Source organism: Candidatus Vicinibacter proximus (assembly GCA_016713905.1).
Lineage (GTDB): Bacteria > Bacteroidota > Bacteroidia > Chitinophagales > Saprospiraceae > Vicinibacter > Vicinibacter proximus.
Genome location: JADJOE010000003.1, coordinates 974,309 through 994,520 on the forward strand (window position 1 = coordinate 974,309; position 20,212 = coordinate 994,520).

17 protein-coding genes are annotated in these 20,212 nt (G+C 35.7%); 6 read left to right on the forward strand and 11 right to left on the reverse strand.

The features are described from left to right. Positions 1-19: 19 nt before the first annotated feature. Positions 20-775, forward strand: a complete 756-nt coding sequence (locus IPJ83_12445) for a class I SAM-dependent methyltransferase (GenBank protein ID MBK7881356.1) — start codon at positions 20-22, stop codon at positions 773-775. Here the strand turns inward: IPJ83_12445 and IPJ83_12450 are convergent. The 4 genes from IPJ83_12450 to IPJ83_12465 form a co-directional block, all read right to left on the reverse strand. Further along, the gene (locus IPJ83_12450) at positions 756-2,240 is read right to left on the reverse strand and encodes an O-antigen ligase family protein (GenBank protein ID MBK7881357.1); all 1,485 of its coding nucleotides are present in this window, start codon (positions 2,238-2,240) and stop codon (positions 756-758) included. The two genes, IPJ83_12445 and IPJ83_12450, sit on opposite strands and share 20 nt — an antisense overlap. Next, positions 2,207-3,187: a hypothetical protein gene (locus tag IPJ83_12455; protein ID MBK7881358.1), complete on the reverse strand. Its 981-nt coding sequence runs from the start codon at positions 3,185-3,187 to the stop codon at positions 2,207-2,209. The genes IPJ83_12450 and IPJ83_12455 overlap by 34 nt, the downstream gene beginning before the upstream one ends. 114 nt (positions 3,188-3,301) lie before the next feature. Beyond that, positions 3,302-4,381, reverse strand: coding sequence for a M48 family metallopeptidase (locus IPJ83_12460; protein ID MBK7881359.1), 1,080 nt, complete (start codon positions 4,379-4,381; stop codon positions 3,302-3,304). Between the two features lie 21 nt (positions 4,382-4,402). Further along, entirely contained in the window at positions 4,403-5,668 is a 1,266-nt protein-coding gene (locus IPJ83_12465; GenBank protein MBK7881360.1) for an asparagine synthetase B, read from the reverse strand. Positions 5,669-5,831: 163 nt separating this feature from the next. On the opposite strand from IPJ83_12465, the gene IPJ83_12470 reads away from it, so the two are divergent. Beyond that, positions 5,832-7,928, forward strand: coding sequence for a VWA domain-containing protein (locus IPJ83_12470; protein MBK7881361.1), 2,097 nt, complete (start codon positions 5,832-5,834; stop codon positions 7,926-7,928). Positions 7,929-7,935: 7 nt separating this feature from the next. On the opposite strand, the gene IPJ83_12475 is transcribed toward IPJ83_12470, so the two are convergent. The 3 genes from IPJ83_12475 to IPJ83_12485 all read right to left on the reverse strand — a co-directional run bounded on the left by IPJ83_12475 (position 7,936) and on the right by IPJ83_12485 (position 10,448). After that, a complete protein-coding gene (locus IPJ83_12475; protein MBK7881362.1) occupies positions 7,936-8,403 on the reverse strand; it encodes a CAP domain-containing protein in 468 nt (155 codons plus the stop codon). Between the two features lie 107 nt (positions 8,404-8,510). Next, the gene (gene pyrF / locus IPJ83_12480) at positions 8,511-9,335 is read right to left on the reverse strand and encodes an orotidine-5'-phosphate decarboxylase (GenBank protein ID MBK7881363.1); all 825 of its coding nucleotides are present in this window, start codon (positions 9,333-9,335) and stop codon (positions 8,511-8,513) included. Positions 9,336-9,353: 18 nt separating this feature from the next. Continuing rightward, on the reverse strand, positions 9,354-10,448 hold the full coding sequence (locus tag IPJ83_12485; protein ID MBK7881364.1) for an Mrp/NBP35 family ATP-binding protein: 1,095 nt from the start codon (positions 10,446-10,448) through the stop codon (positions 9,354-9,356). An 85-nt stretch (positions 10,449-10,533) separates the two neighbouring features. Between IPJ83_12485 and ribF the strand changes: the two genes are divergently transcribed. The 4 genes from ribF (at position 10,534) to IPJ83_12505 (ending at position 15,826) form a co-directional block, all read left to right on the forward strand. Further along, entirely contained in the window at positions 10,534-12,543 is a 2,010-nt protein-coding gene (gene ribF, locus IPJ83_12490; GenBank protein MBK7881365.1) for a riboflavin biosynthesis protein RibF, read from the forward strand. Between the two features lies 1 nt (position 12,544). Further along, positions 12,545-13,270, forward strand: coding sequence for an RNA pseudouridine synthase (locus IPJ83_12495; protein ID MBK7881366.1), 726 nt, complete (start codon positions 12,545-12,547; stop codon positions 13,268-13,270). A gap of 103 nt (positions 13,271-13,373) precedes the next feature. Next, positions 13,374-14,018, forward strand: coding sequence for a response regulator transcription factor (locus IPJ83_12500; GenBank protein MBK7881367.1), 645 nt, complete (start codon positions 13,374-13,376; stop codon positions 14,016-14,018). Positions 14,019-14,083: 65 nt separating this feature from the next. Beyond that, on the forward strand, positions 14,084-15,826 hold the full coding sequence (locus IPJ83_12505) for a hypothetical protein (GenBank protein ID MBK7881368.1): 1,743 nt from the start codon (positions 14,084-14,086) through the stop codon (positions 15,824-15,826). A 380-nt stretch (positions 15,827-16,206) separates the two neighbouring features. Here the strand turns inward: IPJ83_12505 and IPJ83_12510 are convergent, their stop codons facing one another. Genes IPJ83_12510 through folE form a run of 4 tightly spaced genes read right to left on the reverse strand, consistent with a single transcriptional unit; the run spans position 16,207 to position 20,157 of the window. Continuing rightward, positions 16,207-18,114, reverse strand: coding sequence for an ABC-F family ATP-binding cassette domain-containing protein (locus IPJ83_12510; GenBank protein ID MBK7881369.1), 1,908 nt, complete (start codon positions 18,112-18,114; stop codon positions 16,207-16,209). An 11-nt stretch (positions 18,115-18,125) separates the two neighbouring features. Then, positions 18,126-18,695, reverse strand: coding sequence for a YqgE/AlgH family protein (locus IPJ83_12515; GenBank protein ID MBK7881370.1), 570 nt, complete (start codon positions 18,693-18,695; stop codon positions 18,126-18,128). After that, entirely contained in the window at positions 18,692-19,579 is an 888-nt protein-coding gene (fabD, locus tag IPJ83_12520; protein MBK7881371.1) for an ACP S-malonyltransferase, read from the reverse strand. The genes IPJ83_12515 and fabD overlap by 4 nt, the downstream gene beginning before the upstream one ends. Next, the gene (gene folE, locus IPJ83_12525) at positions 19,579-20,157 is read right to left on the reverse strand and encodes a GTP cyclohydrolase I FolE (GenBank protein ID MBK7881372.1); all 579 of its coding nucleotides are present in this window, start codon (positions 20,155-20,157) and stop codon (positions 19,579-19,581) included. The genes fabD and folE overlap by 1 nt, the downstream gene beginning before the upstream one ends. Between the last annotated feature and the right edge of the window lie 55 nt (positions 20,158-20,212).

Consider the following 20,212-nt stretch of genomic DNA (forward strand, 5'->3'; position numbering starts at 1 on the left):
TTGCGTCCAATGCATACCTTTGGATCTTCATCATTTGCTTAGCATGTTATCGTATCGAGAAAAGTTATATCAAAATTACAATACAAATCAAGTCAACCAATCTGCCCCACAATCTTATGAGCAAAAATTCAAAGATGAAACAGAATGGTTTTCAAAGGAAATCCTTCCTTTAATAAAAGACAAAAAAGAAATTCGTATTTTAGACATCGGTTGCGGCAGTGGCTCTCTCTTGCATGCCTGCAAATTAGCCGGGCACACTAAACTTCTTGGTATAGATATATCTTCCGAACAAGTAACTCTAGCACATAAATTAGGAATCAAAGAAGTGATTCATGCTGAGACTGTTGAATTTTTGAATAGTAATCCTGATCAGTATGATGTGATTTTCTGTATGGACATCATAGAACATTTTACAAAAGATGAATTGGTCATTTTACTGGAACTTGTAAAGAATAAATTAAAGGATCAAGGACGGTTGATCATAAGAACACCCAACATGGATACTCCTTTTAACAGCTTATATGCATTCGGGGATTTCACCCATGAAAACCATCTCAATGCCAGATCTGCGACACAATTAATGCTAAGTTTGGGATTTAAACAAATTCAAACTCTTTCTTCAAGAATGGCCACCAAAGGAATAATTAAAGAAATCTTTAGAAGTTTGATTTGGATGATTTTCAAATTCATTATCAAACTCATCATATTCAGTACCGGCAGATCATCCAGAAATGTAATTCTGTCACCAAACCTGATCATTGTTGCTCATAAATAACTTTTGGTTTTAGCTTTCGGTATTTGATGTCAAAATAAATAATAACAGAGATAAGAAACCAAAAGATTACGGAGGCTTTATCTGTATCCAGGTAATTATTCATAATTCCATGTACAAAATAGGTCATCAAAGCACAAGCCGCAGTAGAGATATAGATCTTATCGTTTTTTAAAATTGCTTTATAGTAGACTCTGAAGGCATAATAAAATGTCATTATAAAAATGAGTAGGAAAATTAAAAAACCTAGAACTCCACTTTCTGCTAATGGCCCTAAATATTCACTATGGGCATTCCCGACATCCCCAAAATTTGTGCTGATGATGGTGTAATTATGAGCCAGCTGGAAGGGAGCATACTCAAACATATAGGTTCCCGGCCCCCATCCCAAAAAAGGCTTTGCCTGCCACATGGCCAAAGCACAAGACCACCTGTTTATTCTTTCAAGATTTGAAGGATCCGAAGATATGTTTGTTATAGACTCAAAATTTTCTATCAGGTCATCAGAACTGGAAACTTTGTTCTGTTCCAGATCGCGTATTATTGTATCTATATTATAAGTTAAATAGAAAATCACCACAAGAAATAAAGCCAAAAGGTATCTAAATTTTACCCTGAGCTTGAAAACAAAATAAAGAAGCAAAGCAGGTATGATACTTACCCATGCTGCCCTGGAATAGGTAAAAATCAAACAGACTATTAAAATCAATGTTAAAAAAACAAAGAAATTTCTTGTCAATATATTTTTACCATTCAATTTAATGAGGGCAAAAGAAACAGGAATTGCAATAGCCAGAACTGCACCTAATATAGCATGGTCTTTAAAAAAAGGCTGCATTGTCCATTGTGACGGCTTATCTTCAAAATTATGTGTGGATAAATGAACAATGTTGTACAGTGCAACAATAGACATTCCGATGATAAAAAGATTTAAAAATATTTTTATCCTATTTTCATCTTTGATAAAGAAAAAAGAAAAAAAATAGGTTGGCAAAATAAACCAGCATTTGGCTATAAAAAATTTAACAGAAACCAATTTATCTACACTGGTCATTGAGGTAATTATCATCCAGAAGAGGTAAATGTAAATCAACAAACTGAAAGGGTGAGTAAAAATAGATGTATCAATTTCCTTCTTAGATACCAAATAATAGATCAATAAAATTACTAACAGAAACAACATGGGTTCCGCGGGCATTGACAAACTTAAACTCCCTAATTCCACATCATTTGGATTAATTGAGAGAGGCGTTAACAATGCAATAGCATACCAAATCAGATCCGGCCTTAATAAAAATATAATCGTTCCAAAGAATATTGGAGGCAGTAAAAACAAATAATAAAAATCCCAAAAAAAGAGACCTACTGCCAATGCAGAAAATCCGATACAGACATAAAGTATCCTTTGATCAAAAATGATCTCAGCAACTTTATTTATAGTTCTATCTGCTTCCTGATTTGCGGCCATTTGTTTTTAAGAAGTAGCAGGCTTAATGCAATAAAAAATGAGGAAATTACACTAATCATCACAATTAACCATCGGACAGGAAAATACTTTTTTTCTGCAGGTATAGCAGGATCTACAACAAACTTTTGTGAAAACTGAATTTCTGCATCTGCTTTAGTCTGCGTCAGAAATTTACTGATGAGCACCTGATTCTCAATCTCCTTCTCATAAACCCGCTCAAGCCGATCAAAATCTTCTCCATACCTTATATTGTCATCTACCAACTTTTTCAGAGACGCCCTTTCTGAAGGAGAGGATTCTGCATATGCTTGAATTAAGTACCCTCGTTGAAATTGACTCATTACACCTCTAATTGAAAATGTATCCATTACTTTTTTCATGGAATCCAGCACTACTTTTTGATTTGCCTGATTTTTTTCAAGGTTTTGTATTAAATCATTTGCTCGCTTTTGCACTACTTCATACTTAATGGTATCAAAATAGGCAGTTATTGAATTAGCAATATCGGAAGCCATTTGTGGATCTTTGTCAGAAACCGTAATTTCTATTGAATTGAATTTATTTCTTTTGGTTCTAACATTCGATTTAAACATTCTCACTACATAGGTATGTGCAAATGGTTCTGACTTGTTTAGTTCATAATGTTTATACAGATCAAATTTATCAATAATTTTTTCAATCAATCTATTGGAATTGAGAATTTCAAGAGCTTGTTCGGCTTCTCCAGTTTCACCAAAATCAGTTATATTTCCCCTCCTTAATGCAGTTTCATTCACTGGGGCCTGAGATAATTTAACAGGAAAGATGGTAGTGGACGATTTATAATATTCAGGAATGAGTAATGAAAGCCCAGCAGAAACTATCGCGGTAAAAAAAACAATGTATGAAAACAATTTTTTCTTTTGCCACACTATCCTGATAATGTCAATAAAATTCAAAACTTCCATAATATCTAATTAATCATCCAAACGCCATTTTATATAAAAAATGAAGTTCATTTCTATTTAAGCGCACAAAAGTAATAATTTATTGTAAATCAAATATATACCCCTATGTTCCTATCAATTCGTGAGCTTCTCAAAAATAACATCCAAACGAGGAAATTCTGACTCCTGGACAGACAAAGGTTCATTTTGGATTAAATCTTTAATTTTTTGGATACGATCTTCTGTCATTGGGTGCGTGCTTAAGAATTCAGGTAAATTCTGTATATTTTTTGCCTCCTCCATTTTAAGAACATTAAACATGTCCACCATGCCATTAGTAGAAATTTTCAAATTTTTCATCCAATAGAAAGATGCCCTATCGGCTGCCAATTCAAATTCCCTGGAATAACTAAGATTTTGAATTGAAGACAAGTTCTCAATAAGCACACCGCTAACTGCCCCAAAATGGCCTAATGCAAGTTGAATGACAAAGTATGCCCCTAAAGATTTAAATATAGTTTTAAGTGTGTGGCGCTCTTCAATGTGTGCAATTTCATGCCCCATCAATCCCACCAGTTGACGGTAATCTGTCATCTTATCCATGATTCCATCATTAATTACAATAAAACCTCCCGGCATGGCAAAAGCATTGACAATTGAGTCTTTTAAATAGTAGAATTGTATTTGGTATTTAGAATGGTGACCTAGTTCTTTATAAAAGTCGTTTAAATATTGGGTTTTTAAAGAATCTAAAGCTGCTGATTCACTGTATTTCTCAATACTGGCCTGTCCAATTTTTAATTCCCAATCCAAAGGAACTTTTTCAGACGCCCATTGAGTCAGACTTGGCAAACCATAAAAATATGCAGTAAAAAATAACAATACTGTTGAAAAGGCAACTATTGCTAAAATAGAATAAAAGGACCCCCAGGTAAATCCAGGCTTTTCAAAAAATTTCTTTTGTGGAAAAGCTTGATTTAAGGCTTCTATTGCAGTTGAATCTTGTATTTCTAGGTATTCAAATGGATCACGAATCCCCCACTTAATCAATAAGTGATTTTCATTATAATGTTGCCTGCTCAACAACTCCTTATTCCAAAGCGAAAGCTCTTCATTTTCTTCATCAAAGATTCTTATTTCTTCTCCTTCAATTTGAAAAGTTACGGCTTGCCCTTTGGGTTTAATGCCAGAATAATATACAGCCTGAAAATCCATGAAAAAATTTAATATAAAAAGTTAAGTCTTTCTTTCTTTCTTCTTCGCAGCTGGAAAAAGGATGTTGTTTAGTATTAATCGATATCCAGGAGAATTAGGGTGCAGGTTTAAGTCTGTAGGTGGATCTCCAACATGGTGTTGGTAATCCTCCGGATCATGTCCGGAATAAAAGGTCCAGGTCCCATAACCCAGCTTTCCATGAATATAGCGGACTTCATCCGCAGCTTTATTATCCCCTAAGATCAGCACATCTGATTTTACAAATTCTCTCTTAAATGAAGTAGTTTGACCCATAAATCCTTTAACCGTTCTGGTATGATTTTGAGTCAACATGGTCGGTATTGGATCCCATTTAGCGGAAAAATCAAAAAGTTGGAAGTAATCGTTCTCTGGTATCACCTTTCTATTAAAATTATTATCTATGGAAGAAAACTCATATTGCATTGGATCTTTTACTAGGGTGAAATTTTTAAAAGCCAGTGTAACTCCAAAATCCAGTTTTGAATCTGGATCCGGATCAGCACCATCTCCATCGAAATATTTAGCACAAATATCTAACCCACTCGCAGACAAGGCAATATCATAGGAATCTGTTGCCGAACACATGGCAAACATAAAGCCCCCGCTGGAGATATACTTTTGAATCTGGATTGCCACACTAAGTTTTAATTGGGAGACCTTTGTAAACCCAAGCTCTTTGGCTAAATTCTCTTGCCGCCTTTGATTTTCTTTATACCATGGCTGGGCATTAAAATTGGCATAGAACTTACCATACTGACCAGTAAAATCTTCATGATGCAGATGCAACCAATCATACTTAGCAAGTAAGCCATTGACTATTTCTTTGTCATAAATCTTATCAAATGGAATTTCGGCATAAGTCAGTGCTAAAGTAACGGCATCATCCCAGGGCTGGATTCGTTCGCCTTTTTCATTAAATTCAGGAGTATAAACCGCAATTCTGGGCGCTTTTTCTAACTTCATCACTTCCTGATTAACTTCCGGATTATTAATTTCTTCCCGAATTCGGATATATTCAGCATCTGGGATAACCTCATAGCTTACTCCTCTTGTAATACATTCTTTTTCAAAGGTTTTGGTATGGACAAAAGCAAAACTACCACCTCGATAGTTAAGCAACCAATAAGCCTCAATGTTTTGATTGATCACCCAATAAGTAATCCCGTATGCTTTGAGGTGATTGACTTGCTTTAAATCCATCGGAATGAGGATATAAGAAGCCTTCAACGGAAGAAAAAAACTTAGTAACAAAAGGGTAACTCCAATTCTTACCCACCTTAGTCGATTATCTTTAAATGTAATAGCAACCATACTTCGAACAACAAATTAAATTTCTATTAGTTATATGATGGTCTGTGAATTAGTATAAACCAAAAAATATCACAAAAAGAAAACCAAATTATGATATTTGCACTCCCTACAACGTAAAATGGATCAAATTAGTTTTCAGTACCCGATACAATACCTTTTCATTGGCTTTTTTCTTGCCATTGGAGCCGGCTTTCTGCTCTACTACAAGACCCGTCAGTTAGTAGATCGATCGGATCGTGATAAATTCATTCTTGCCTCTCTACGAGTCATTGTTGTTTTTTTACTCTTTTTTCTCTTAATGAATCCAATGATTAAAAGGTATAACCAGGAAATCAAAAAGCCGGTTATAGCTTTAGCCATTGACCAATCTCGTTCGATGATCCAAAAAGACAGCAGTTGGATCAAAACATTCATTAAGAACTTAAATGATTTTGAATCAAGAATTACAGAAAAATATGAAGTTCATAAACTCGGCTTTGGACTAAACGCTCAGGCATTCAAAGGATTCCAATTTAATAGCTTAGGTACCGACCTGGGGTCTTCCTTGGATTATATTTCAGATCAGGCAGATCCGGCATACTTAAAAGGAATAGTATTATTTTCAGATGGGATTTACAACAGTGGAAAAAATCCTTTATATCATCCCATGACAGATTTAGTCCCGGTGTATGGAATTATCCATGGGGATTCTACTCAAGAAAAAGATCTAAGCATTCAAAGGGTATACCATAATGACATAATCTATTCCGGAGATAAATTTTCTATTCAGGTTGATATTCTTGCCTGGCAATGCGATCCTTCAAAATACAATTTTAAACTCAGTAGATTTGAAAACAATAATTGGGTAAGTCTAATTGAGGAGGAGGAAAAAATTGAGAAAACAAACTACTTTATAACAAAAAATCTGGTGAGCTACACAGATAAGCCAGGTATCTATAAGTATAAAGTACAATGTAGTGCGATCAAAGGTGAAAATAATCAGTTCAATAACAGCAAAGAATTCTTTGTTGAAGTCCTGGATGCCAGAAAAAAAGTATTGATTTTAGCACATTCTCCTCACCCTGATATTTCCGCAATAAAAGAATCGTTAGAATCCAATAAAAATTATGAAGTAAAAATTAAATACCCAAAAGATCCTCTAGACAAACTCGAAGAGCTGAGTTTGGTAATATTTCATCAATTGCCCAATACCTCGACGGATTTAAGCGGTATTTTGTCGAGGTTGGATGCCATGAAAATTTCAAGAATTTTCATAATTGGTCAACAAACCGAAATTTCCATTTTTAACCAAAAGCAGAATCTGGTTAAAATTACCGGCAACAATAGGAACAGTAACGAATCTCAAGCTATTTACTCAGATTTATTTAATTCTTTTACACTTTTACCTAGCACCCTTATAAACCTGAGTCGGTATCCTCCTTTAACTGCGCCTTTTGGCAACTATCAACTTGAATCCAATGCAAATGTTTTACTGTATCAGCGTATAGGTAAAGTGGACACTAAATTCCCACTTTGGGTATTTGGCGAAAATGGTGGAATCAAAACTTCAGTTATTTGTGGAGAGGGAATATGGAAATGGAAGTTGAATGATTATGTTCAAAGTAATAATTTTAATTCCTTTTACGAAATTCTTTCTAAATCATTACAATACACCTCAACTAAAGAAGACCGGAGAAAATTCAGAATTAGCATAGGTAAAAAAGTATTTAGTGAATCTGAGCAAATTTCATTTAATGCAGAGCTATACAATGACAATTATGAAAGAATCAATAAGCCTGATGTTTCATTAAAATTAATTTCTTCCGATAATAAAGTTTATGATTTTACTTTTGGCAAAAAAGAAAATTTCTATGAATTGAATGCGGGATCTTTACCCGAAGGAGAATACCGGTATGTAGGAAGCTGCGATTGGAACAACCAGAAGTTAAATTCGGAAGGTCGATTTCAAGTGCAATCTAATCCACTTGAATTTACAAACCTTGTTGCCCGACCTGATTTATTACGAGGCATGGCTGAGAAATCTGGCGGTAAAACATATCAAAAGGATCAAATGCCTGAACTTGCTGAGCTTTTAATGCAAGATGAAAAGAGTAAACCTATAATTTTCCAAACCTTAGACACCAAACCACTAATTGACAGGAAGTGGATATTTTTTCTGATTTTTTTAATGTTGGGAGTAGAATGGTTTTTTCGACGATATTGGGGAAGTTATTAATTATTGTTTAGATTTTTTTAGAGGTCGCAAGATTTTGTACCCAAAAATCTTCAAATTTTACAATTGCAGTTTCGTCATAATTACCCATCATATTTTTACAATGTGGAGGGCTGTTTTTCCAGGCTAAAAATATGTCTAGAGGTGTATCGTATCCTCCACCGACATTTTCAGCAAATGCTTTCCAATTATACCCTGCCTTTTTTAATCGCACATCTGCTCTTTGCCCTTTACCATCAGTGTGTGTCAACAATCCGCTACGGTGCATGTACTTTGCATGCTCTATTGCGGCTTTGGCAATTCGATTATTCCACTGTAGGGGCGGGCGGGGTGGAATCGAATCTTGTCCACAGCGACATCCTTTAGATCTCTGGTCATTAACTAATTCAAGAATTTCATTTTGGTAAGGAAGTAATAAGTCTAAATTTGGATTTACCATTTCTAACCATATCAAAATTGCTAGACCTAAAAAAAACATCAAAAAAATTTAATTGAAGAACGTATCAGAATAAAAATAATTTGATTTAGGTAAATGATGTTTTTAAAAATTAATCTATTTAACATTATTTTAAACCCATCCAGATTTTAACCATTTAATTTTAAAAAAAAATCAGCCATTTGTGACTGATAGTCTTCTGCTGCGGTGAGCACATCTCTCATTGTGGGATTCATTGATTTAGGATAGAGTATTTTTCTACCTACATTGATCAGCAATCCCTCGGTAAAATTTCTACCATCCAAAATGACTTGCTTTAAATCCCCTCCTTGCTCCCCCACCCCAGGAATGAGCAGAAAAGAACTGGGACAATGCTGTCGCACCTTGCGTAAATATTCAGCCTTTGTAGCACCAACGACATACATTATATTGTCTTTGTAAATTGACGCTTCGAAAGTTTTTAAAACCTCTTCAAAAAAATAATCTCCTTTATTTGTATGTTTTAATTCAAAATCGGCAGCTCCTGGATTGGATGTTAAAGCCAGAACGATAGACCATTTGTCTTTATATTGAAAGAATGGCTCCAATGAATCCATACCCATATAAGGATTTAAAGTAACTGCATCCGCCCCTAGACGATTAAAAAAATACTCCGCATATTTTTTGGAAGTATTGCCAATGTCGGAACGTTTTGCGTCTGCAATTAGGAGGCATTCATCCGGAATAACTTTGACCAGTTTTTCAAGTTGGATCCATCCATCAGGACCCAAAGCTTCAAAAAATGCAATATTAATTTTGTAAGCAACCGTCAAATGTGAAGTAATCTTTACTACTTCATGACAAAATTCAAAAAATGGTTGGTCAAAATCGTGAAAATTAGCTGGTATTTTCTCCAAATCCGGATCCAGTCCAATACAAAGGAATGATTTCTTTGCGCGTATTTGCGAGGCAAGAAAAGTTGTATCTTTTAGCATAATTCGATCTTCAGCTATTTATCCATTTTGTTCGACACGCAAAGTCGGAGACAAAACAAGGTTCCTCAATTGGACTTTCTTATCCAGTTGAGAAGCTATATCCAGGTAAATATTCATATAATCATCTTCTTGATTTGCATCAAATACATTGCCTGAATCTGAACGTTCTCTTAATGTCTCCACAATTGGAATTTGTCCTAATAAGACGGAATGAGTAAAATTGGCCAATCTTGTGCCGCCATGCTTGCCAAAAATAAAATACTTTTTACTTTGATCATCTTCAGGTACAAACCACGACATATTTTCTATCACCCCTAAAATGGGCACTTTGATTTGATCCATAGTAAACATGTTGGCCGCCTTAATGGCATCAATTACTGCAACTTCCTGGGGTGTCGTTACCATGACCACTCCTGTAAGCGGAATGGTTTGAACAAGTGTTAATTGAACATCCCCTGTGCCTGGGGGCAAATCAATTATCAAATAATCCAGGTCAGGCCAATACGTCTCCTGAAAAAATTGCTTAATAATGGCAGCTAGTCTGGGGCCCCTCAAAACCACAGCTTGTTCAGGCTCAATGATATTACCTAAAGAAATAACAGGAATTCCATTGACTAAAATTGGCACAAGTAGTTTTTTACCATTTTCATCCCTAACCTGGGGCCGTTGATTTTTAATTCCCATCATAGTAGGTAAAGATGGGCCATACAAATCAGCATCCAATAGTCCGGTCTTAAATCCTAACCGGTGTAAAGCCAGGGCAAGATTTACAGAAACTGTTGACTTGCCGACTCCTCCTTTCCCAGAACAAACCGCAACAAAATTACTGATTTGTGGAAGCAATGAATTTGGCGTGTCGCTAAAAGGAGTTTGGGTTACAAAATGAGCATGTATCTGATAATCACTGAATTTATCACTTAAATCCTTATAAATATTTTGATATAGTTCATCTTTACCTGAATAATTATTACCTGGCAATACAATATTAAAATATATATTTTGCCCTTCCACCCTCAGCTCCCTTATCATTTTCAAGGTAATGATGTCCTTTCCTGAGACCGGCTCTGCAATTGTTTTCAATGCCTCAATTAGGCTTTCAATTAATGAATTCATAATTTGTTAAATAATTCACAAAAGTACATTGATGGTTGTGAAATCCATTGTAGCAGGCAATTTTTATTAATTTTGTGGCTGAGCCATGAAAGTCATTTATCTTCAAAGAGACCCTCTACCTAAATTTACAAATGCCGTTGTTACGATTGGCGCCTTTGACGGTTTTCATGATGGCCATAGGGATATTGTCGATCAGGTTTGTGCGCAGGCAAAAATAGTGGGAGGAGAATCCGTTTTGATTACTTTTGACCCCCATCCCAGGCAAATTCTTGATCAAGATCCTTCAAACATTTATTTGTTAAACAGTTTAGAAGAGAAGATCTATCTGCTTAGTGAAACGAATTTGGACTATTTGGTGATCGTGCCATTTACTTTTGGCTTTTCACAAATGGTAGCTGAAGAATATATTGAAGATTTTCTCATCAAACAATTTTCACCCCATACTTTGATCATTGGATTCGATCATAGATTTGGAATGAATAGTCTAGGTGACATACAACTCATGCATGCCTATGCTGAAAATCATTCATTTAGATTGATTGAAATTGCCAAAAAGGAAGATGAAAAAATAAAGATCAGCTCAACACAAATCCGCGAGGCTATTCACCTAAATGATTTTGGAAAAGCTACCCGACTTTTAGGTCGTCCATATTTGTTGATGGGAAAAGTTGTGAAGGGACAACACCTGGGCACTCAAATTGGCTATCCTACGGCTAATCTTGAACTTCCTGAAAAAGTAAAACTTATTCCGAATCCGGGGATTTATGCTGCCATTGCTCAAATCAATGATGTAACCTATGATGCTTTACTCTACATAGGGACAAGGCCTACCATAGGAGAACACCTTCAGCAAACCATTGAGATACATCTTAAAAAATTTCATGGAGACCTTTATGGCCAACAAATTCTAATAGAAATAATCGAATTCATCAGACCAGATAGAAAGTTTGAAAATTTAGAACAACTAACTGATCAAATAAAGAATGATGACCGTAAAATTACGGATATTCTATTTCGATATCATTTGACAGAAGCAGGACAAAAGAGGAGTCCTAAAATTGCAGTTGTGGTTTTGAATTATAATGGAGAAAAATATCTCAGGGAATATCTTCCTGATCTATTTAAATTCCTTCCCAATTATGCTAAATTATATGTAATTGATAATGCCTCTTCAGACGACAGCGTACTTTTCTTACAACACAATTACCCTGAAGTCAAAAGAATTATACTGAAGAAGAATTATGGATATGCCGAAGGCTACAACAAAGGATTGGCACAAATAGAATCTGATTATTTTATACTTGTAAATTCTGATGTAAAAGTTACAGAAGAGTGGATCAGCCCTCTGTTATTAAGGATGAAGGCTGACCCAAATAATATGGCTTGTCAACCAAAAATTCTTTCTATATCAGATCCTGAAAGTTTTGAATATGCCGGAGCCGCAGGAGGGTTGATGGATTTAATGGGTTATACATTCTCTCAAGGGAGAATGTTAAATGAAGTTGAAAAGGATACGCAGCAATACGAATCTGCAAAAAAAATATTCTGGTCCAGTGGTGCAGCAATGATGGTCAATGCAAATATGTTTAAGGCATTGGGTGGATTTGATGGTGATTATTTTGCGCACCAGGAGGAAATAGATTTATGCTGGCGAATTCAGCGAGCCGGAGGCCATATTTGGTACGAACCCAAATCCAGGATTTATCATCTCGGAGGTGGTACACTTGAATACACAAACCCGAGGAAAATATTTTTGAATTTTAGAAATAATCTTTCTACGCTTTTCAAAAATGTGCCTTATGTCTATCTGATTGCACTTCTACCCCTTAGGCTAATTGTAGATTTTTTAATCAGCATCAAATATTTGCTCTCCGGAAAGTTCATTTTGTTTTTTAAGGTAATTGAAGCTTATGTTACTTCCATTTTGTCGACTTTATACCTTATGCACAAAAAAGACAACTACAACTCATTGGTGGAAAAAGCTAAAATCGGTCCTACTCAAATTTCAGGAATACTTCGCGGTTCTCTTTTTCTACATTATTACCTTTTTGGTAACAAGAAAACTTCTGATATAGGTTCTCAATATCTGGATTAATTTGAAAAACGCATTTGAAATTATTTATCAGGACGACCAGATATTGATCGTTAACAAACCCTCCGGACTTTTGAGTATTCCTGACCGATTTGATCTTTCCAAAGAAAATCTGTTTAATTTGCTAAAGCAGCAGTTTGAGCCTTTATATGTTGTTAATCGACTAGATCGTGAGACAAGCGGACTCATCTGTTTCTGTCGAACTGCGGAATCCCATCGGGAATTAAGCATAAGTTTCGAAAGCAGGGAGGTGGTTAAAACTTACCTGGCAATTGTAGAATCTACCCCTCCAGAAAATGAAGGCTTAATTAATGCCCCTATTGCCCACTCTTCAAGTGGAGACGGAAGAATGGTAATTCACCCCAAAGGCAAACCATCCATTACCAAATACCGGGTAATGAAGGCCTGGAATCAATTTTGTTTGATTGAGTTAAAACCGGAAACAGGGAGAACTCATCAGATCAGAATACATTTGGCTTATATGGGCTGTCCAATTGTTGCCGACAAATTATATGGTAAAAGAGACCAGTTAACCATTAAAGATATAAAAGTAAAAAGCAAATTGTCTAAAGAGGATGAAGAATTTAGACCACTCATTAATCGAACTGCATTACATGCTTACTCATTGAGCTTTAATCTATATCAGAAGAATTTAAGTTTTCAGGCAGAGCCTCCAAAAGATTTCAGGGCGGTTATGCATCAATTAGATAAATGGAGAAGTTTAAAATAATCTTACCTAATTTCGTATATAAATTACTATAATTTGTGTATTCTTGCATCCTTATTCCGGTTCTTATCCATTCTCTACACTCCCATTTTAAAGAGACCTAATCATGATAAGAGTTGCAATTGCTGATGATCACGCCATGTTTGTGGATGGAATTGAGTCCATACTCCAAAGCGAAACAAACATCCAGTTAGTTGATAAATGTTTTGACGGAAATGCCGTCTTTCAAATGCTCACCGGTGACAGGATTGATGTATTGTTGCTGGATATTAACTTACCGGTAATGAGTGGGATTGAAGTTACTTCTAAAATTCAGAAAGAATTTCCAAAAGTTAAAGTCCTGGCTTTGTCTATGTATAATGAAAAGAGTTTTGTGACTGAAATCCTTAAAAACGGAGCACTTGGATATATTCTTAAAAATACCGGAAGAGCTGAGTTACTGAAGGCTATAGAAACTGTTGCGTTGGGAGAAACATATTTCAGTTCCGAAGTAACAGAAACTATAATGTCCGGGTTATTAAAAAACAATCCGATTAAAAAATCCAGCAGGCTACTCATTCCTAAAATTTCAAGAAGAGAAAAGGAAGTTTTGGCACTCATAGTGAAAGAATACACTACACAAGATATAGCAAATTCGCTTTTCATCAGCCTTAAGACGGTGGAATCACACAGAAGCAACCTGATTTCAAAATTGAATGTCAAGAATACCGCCGGCCTGGTACGTGCAGCTTATGAATTAAAACTCATTTAACACCAAAAAATCAAGGAAAACCCTGATTTTATTTATTAAACAACCAGTTAACTTTGCGGTTACCCGTGAAAAAGTATCTGTTCATATGGTTATTTCTGTGCCGTCTTTCAAACCTGACCGCACAAGACCTGGATTTTTTATTCAGCAACTCAGAGGCAAATCAACAATCCAGTCCTTATCTAGATAGCCTTTCTTCCAAAGTTGATTCATTAATCAAAGAGCATAAATTTGATGAGATCATTATCCCTACGATCCGCCTTATTGAAAAATACCTGGATTTAAATGATCTGAATAAAGTCCACCAGTATCGGTTTTTACTTTCAAAGGTTTATTATATTCTTGGGTGGTATCCCAAATCCATAGTTAATCTGGAGTATTGTCATGTTTTTTTTCGTCAGAACAACAGAATTCTAGACCTGGTAAGAACTTACAATTTCATGACACTTGTCTATTATAAAATGGGCAATATTGAAATGGCCGGATATTTTTTGGGGCAGGCAGAAGCAGAAAAACCATCAAAAAACAATCCACTGTGTTACAATGAAATTATGCTTCTGGATGCATTGGTAAGAATTGGACTCAACAATCCATTGGCAAAATCAAAATTATTTGAAGTACTAAAATTTGCAAAGACGAATGGAATGAATGAAATGCTCTCCTATTGTTATTCATTCCTGGGTGATTTCTATACACTAGGTGGAAATCCTGTACAAGGCTGCATAGCTTACCAGAAGGCTGCTGAAATAGCTGAAGCCATAGGTTTTCTTGCCGATCATAAAGCATTAAGCAGTAAGATCTTTGATTGTTTACGTAATCAGGATAAGCATCAGGAGGCCAACCTTGCTTTGTTAAAATATATTGAGACCAATGACAGTCTCCACCACATTGAGCGGAATGAAATTCTAAACAGATCCATTGATCGTTATGAACAAAAAGAAATAAGGGAAGATAGAATTGACCTGGCGCAAAATCAACGTCTATTCGAACTCAAAAACAGAAGGTCAAATTTTACCTTATACGGTTTGTTATTCAGCATTGCTTCGATACTTTTAGCAGGATTCATTATCATTTTGTTTTATCAGCAAAAGTTATCCGCAAATGAAATAATTCATAGTCAGAATGAGCAAATCAACCAACAAAAGATCACCGAACTTGAAAACAACCTAACCCTGCAAACAATGAAATCTATGATTGCAGGGCAAGAAGAAGAAAGGGAAAGGATAGCTAAAGACTTGCACGACAGTTTGGGTGGTCTTTTATCTACAATCAAATTGAGGTTCGATAAATTGCAAACTGATAACAGAGTAGCATTAAGTAATACTGACTTTATTAAAGTGCATGACTTGATTGATGTTGCGTGTGTTGAAGTGAGAAACATCTCACATGATTTGAAACCTGGCGCATTGGAAGATCTTGGACTTATTGAGGCCATAAAAGATATGCTTAATCGATACAATCGTGAAAAAGGACCTGAAATAATATTTCAGGACTATGGATTTGATGGAAAGGAAAAAATTATGGAATCCTCTAGGGCTTTGCAAGTATATAGGATAGTCCAAGAACTGCTGAACAATTCCATCAAACATTCAAAAGGAAATGAAATTCTTGTACAATTGAGTCTTAAAGAGCCGGATCTGGAAATTATAGTAGAAGATGATGGCATCGGATATCAAACTGATCATGTCAACAAGGGTATGGGCTTAGAAAATATAAAATCCAGGATAAAATACCTAAAGGGAGAAATATCAATTAAATCTAGGCCCAACGAAGGGACTTCCACACTTATTCAGGTCCCGGTGAAAGGCTAAAAACTCAGGGTTTTCCCTGATTTTTTAAAAATCGGGGTTTTCATTGATTTACATATAATTTATATATCCAATCTTTGTACTGTCGATAACGATTAAAAAGTTAATAGTTACGATGCTTGATTTGAATATTGAAAATGGGATCCAGGAAAAGGACTACCAGTATGGCATTAATTAGTTTTGGTTAGCTAATAAGGGATTAATTCTTTGGTAAATATCAATGAGATCGTTCTATCTACTGCTTCTGCAGCTATAGAAATAAAATGCTGGTAGTCCTTCTTGGTTTTTTAATGAAAAAAAATGAAAGAATATATTTGATTTAGGTTTATCCCCAAAGCCATGCTAAAAAGGCCATTTCTATTAAGAAATGGCCTTTTGTTTTTTTACTCGGATTGCTCAATTAGTCTTTCCCACTCTACTGTTTTTAAATCAATTTCTGACTTAATTTTTTGATATTCAGATAATATTTTTTGGCTATCCCGTGATTGGTAAAATTCAGGATCTGCCATTTTTAATTCAAAATCTTTTTTCTTTTTTTCTCCAGATTCAATATCTTTTTCAAGAATTTGAATTCGTTTTAGCATCTTTTTCTTTTCTTCTAAATTTTGGGGATTACTTTTTTGAGATACAAGCTGATCTTGCGTAGAAATCAATTGCTGCTTTGAAAAAGTATTTTCTAAATCTGTCGCTTCAATTTTTTCTAAAAAGTAGTCAATATCCCCTTCAAAAAAACGAATGGTTTGATTCGAGAAAAAACATGTCCTTTCAGCTAGATCTCTTAAAAATTCCCGATCATGAGACACGATAACGACAGTACCTTTATATTGTTTGATTGCTTCTTTCAGGGATTCCTTAGAAGGTATGTCCAAATGATGAGTTGGCTCATCGAGTATCAGAAAATTATGTTCTTGTACCAACAATACAGCCAACCTAACTCTTGATTTTTCGCCACCGCTAAGCACTTTAATTCGCTTATCCACATCTTCCCCACTAAAGCCCAGCCCACCAAGTATTTTTCTTATCATAGGACGAATCTGTGGAAGAGCAGCATATTCAATGGTTTCCATGATGGTTAAATCGGGATTCAAGATTTCTCCGTGTTCCTGGGCAAAGTAACCAATTTTTATTTCGTGACCATATTTCAAATGTCCATGCGTGGGATCGATTGCCTTGCTAAGTAATTTAACCATTGTGCTCTTTCCCTGACCATTTTGTCCAATAAAGGACAACTTCTGACCACGTTCAAGCATAAAATCCAGATCCTTTAATACTTCCAAGGCGCCATAGGACTTGGAAAGGTGGTGAGCCTCTACCACAATTCTACCCCCCGGATGAGATGGCTGAAATCTTAATCTGATCGACCCTTGCTCATCATCCGGTTCATCCATTACATCCATTCGGGCTAACTCTGATTGCAATGATTTTGCAAAACTTGCTTTATTTGCTTTAGCTCTAAATTTATCTATCAGTTGCTCTTTATGTTGAATTAACTTTTGCTGTGATTTATATTCATTTAGTTCGACCTCACGGCGTTCCTTCTTATAATTTATAAAATCCGAATAAGTGCCTACGAAATCATAAATTCGTCCTCTATCCACCTCTATGATTCGTTTGGCAATATTATTCACAAACATCAAATCATGTGAAATCAACAATACACTACCTTCATATGCAATTAAATATTTTTCTAACCATTGAATAGAAAGTATATCCAAGTGATTATTTGGCTCATCCAACAACATTAAATCTGGCTTTGCAAATAACAATTTTGCAAGTTCAACCCTCATCCTCCATCCACCACTAAACTCTCTTGTCTGCCTAACTAAATCTGAAGGCTTAAAACCCAATCCGGTTAGAATTTTTTCAATTTCCCCTTCAAGTTTATCTGCATTAAGATATTCGAGACGGTGTTGCAGCTCTGACATCTCCTCTACAGCCCTGATCATTTCATCATGATCTAAGTCAGGTTTGTGGAGCAAGTCTTCACATTCCTGCAAAGAAGTTTTTAGACTTTCTATTTCTTTCATGGATGACAAAACTTCATCCTTGACACTTCTCCCTTCATCTTCAGGTAATTCTTGGCGTAGATACCCTACCGTCAATTTTTTGGGTTTTTCGATAAACCCCTCATCTGGTGGAATAACCCCAGACAAAACCTTAATGAGGGTAGATTTTCCACTTCCATTACGACCTGTAACGGCCAATTTTTCTCCTTCTGTAATCGTAAATGAAATCTTATCAAAGAGCGCCCTCTCCCCAAATCTGAGTGTTAAATTCTGAATTCTGATCAAAACAATAATTGTTAGTTAAAAATATAATCTCCATCTATTTGGCTGATGGCCCCAAAATGCTCCCCTTTTTCCTTTAACATATCTTTCCATAGTTGATCTATCTTGTTCTTAAACAAGTAATTAGGATCCATTTCTGAAATGATCCAAGACCGCTCCTCTAATTCGGTTTTTAACTGCCCTGATGTCCATCCGCTGTAACCTAAAAAAAATCTAATATTTTCCGGCAAAATTAGTTTTTGATCAATTAAAAATTTCAAAGACGTAAAATCGCCACCCCAATAAATTCCATTGCATACCTTAACTGATTCTTCCAATAAGTCACCAACATTGTGCAAATAATGCAAGGTCGTAGTAGCAACAGGACCTCCTGCAAATACTTTTGCCGGAAAGTCTTCGATATCCTCTACAAGTTCTGATAGCTCAAAATCAGTCTCCTTGTTTAACACAAAACCAACGGTACCCTCATCTTCAGTATGGTCGACAACGAGAACCACCGAACGCTTAAAATTAGGATCCAGCATAAATGGTTCAGATAAAAGAACTTGACCCGACCTAATGGGTGTAATTTTTAAATTGCTCATAATATTTCTACTGGCATATTTCTGTCAATTCTTTTTAAAAACCCAGATAAAACAGTTCCATTCCCCCCTACTTCCGAAAAATGATTAATCTGATCAACAATCATGTTTTGCATGGTTTGTGTCCACCTTACAGGAGACGTTAATTGAAGAATGAGATTCTTTTTAATTTGTGCCGGATCAGTATAAGGTCGTGCGTCGACGTTTTGGTAAATTGCACACAAAGGGCTTGAAAATTCCGTTTTATCGATTGCATCTGCAAGTTTTTCACGGGCTGGTTCCATAAGCGGTGAGTGAAAAGCGCCCCCGACGGCCAATAAGATAAATCTTTTAGCTCCGGCTTCAAGAAGCTTCTTTTCAGCCAGTTGTAAACCAGCCAAACTGCCGGAAATTACGAGTTGGCCAGGACAATTATAATTAGCAGGAATGACTATTTCTTCGGTTATGGATGTACAAACCTCTTCTATTTGCTCGTCAGACAAACCAACAATTGCTGCCATGGACCCCGGATTCATATCACATGCCTCTTGCATGGCGAGCGCTCTCGTCCTAACCAACGACAAACCACTTTCAAAGTCAATAACACCTGCGGCAACTAAAGCGGAAAACTCCCCAAGAGAATGTCCGGCCATCGCTTTAACGCCATCCAAGTTACCATTTACTTTAAGTTTAATTATTGAATGAATAAATACAGAAGGTTGGGTAATATGTGTTTGTCGTAATTCTTCATCACTGCCTTCAAACATGATGTCCGAAATCCTAAAACCTAAGAAATCATTAGCTTGTTCAAATAATAATTTTGCAAAATCAGAAGATTCATAAAGATCCTTTCCCATTCCTCTGAACTGACTTGCCTGCCCTGGAAAAATGTATGCTTTGTTTAGCATCAGCTGTTTTTATTGATAAGATTCATAAATTCATTTCGTGTCTCAAAGGTCTTAAAAACTCCGGTAAATGCAGAGGTTGTGGTCATACTATTTTGTTTTTGTACACCTCGCATCATCATACACATGTGCCTGGCCTCTATAACTACTGCTACACCATGGGGTTTAAGCGTATCCTGAATAGCATTCATGATTTCTAAAGTAAGTCTTTCCTGAACCTGTAATCTTCTGGAAAACACATCCACTAATCGAGGCAGTTTACTAAGCCCTACTATATATCCATTAGGAATATAAGCAATATGGGCTTTGCCAAAAAAAGGTAATAAATGATGCTCACAAAGGGAATAGAGTTCTATATCTTTTACCAACACCATTTCGCTATAATCTTCTTTAAATAGTGCAGACTCCAAGATATGGACAGGATTTTCATGGTACCCTTGGGTAAGAAATTCCATGGCCTTAGCTGCTCTTGTAGGAGTTTTAGATAATCCCTCCCGGTCTGAATCTTCCCCAAGACCATGAATAATATTTTCAAAAAAGCCAACGAGTTCCTTATTTTTGAGAACCTGATTTTCCTTCATTTTAAGTAATTATAGACTACGAAACCAATTGATAAAGAATTAGTTTAACTATTTG

Coding starts and splice junctions, on each gene's coding strand:
- IPJ83_12450 (MBK7881357.1), bottom strand. CDS start 2,240: ATGGCCGCAAATCAGGAAGCAGATAGAACTATAAATAAAGTTGCTGAG.
- IPJ83_12455 (MBK7881358.1), bottom strand. CDS start 3,187: ATGGAAGTTTTGAATTTTATTGACATTATCAGGATAGTGTGGCAAAAG.
- IPJ83_12460 (MBK7881359.1), bottom strand. CDS start 4,381: ATGGATTTTCAGGCTGTATATTATTCTGGCATTAAACCCAAAGGGCAA.
- IPJ83_12470 (MBK7881361.1), top strand. CDS start 5,832: ATGGATCAAATTAGTTTTCAGTACCCGATACAATACCTTTTCATTGGC.
- IPJ83_12475 (MBK7881362.1), bottom strand. CDS start 8,403: ATGTTTTTTTTAGGTCTAGCAATTTTGATATGGTTAGAAATGGTAAAT.
- pyrF (MBK7881363.1), bottom strand. CDS start 9,335: ATGCTAAAAGATACAACTTTTCTTGCCTCGCAAATACGCGCAAAGAAA.
- IPJ83_12485 (MBK7881364.1), bottom strand. CDS start 10,448: ATGAATTCATTAATTGAAAGCCTAATTGAGGCATTGAAAACAATTGCA.
- ribF (MBK7881365.1), top strand. CDS start 10,534: ATGAAAGTCATTTATCTTCAAAGAGACCCTCTACCTAAATTTACAAAT.
- IPJ83_12500 (MBK7881367.1), top strand. CDS start 13,374: ATGATAAGAGTTGCAATTGCTGATGATCACGCCATGTTTGTGGATGGA.
- IPJ83_12515 (MBK7881370.1), bottom strand. CDS start 18,695: ATGAGCAATTTAAAAATTACACCCATTAGGTCGGGTCAAGTTCTTTTA.
- fabD (MBK7881371.1), bottom strand. CDS start 19,579: ATGCTAAACAAAGCATACATTTTTCCAGGGCAGGCAAGTCAGTTCAGA.
- folE (MBK7881372.1), bottom strand. CDS start 20,157: ATGAAGGAAAATCAGGTTCTCAAAAATAAGGAACTCGTTGGCTTTTTT.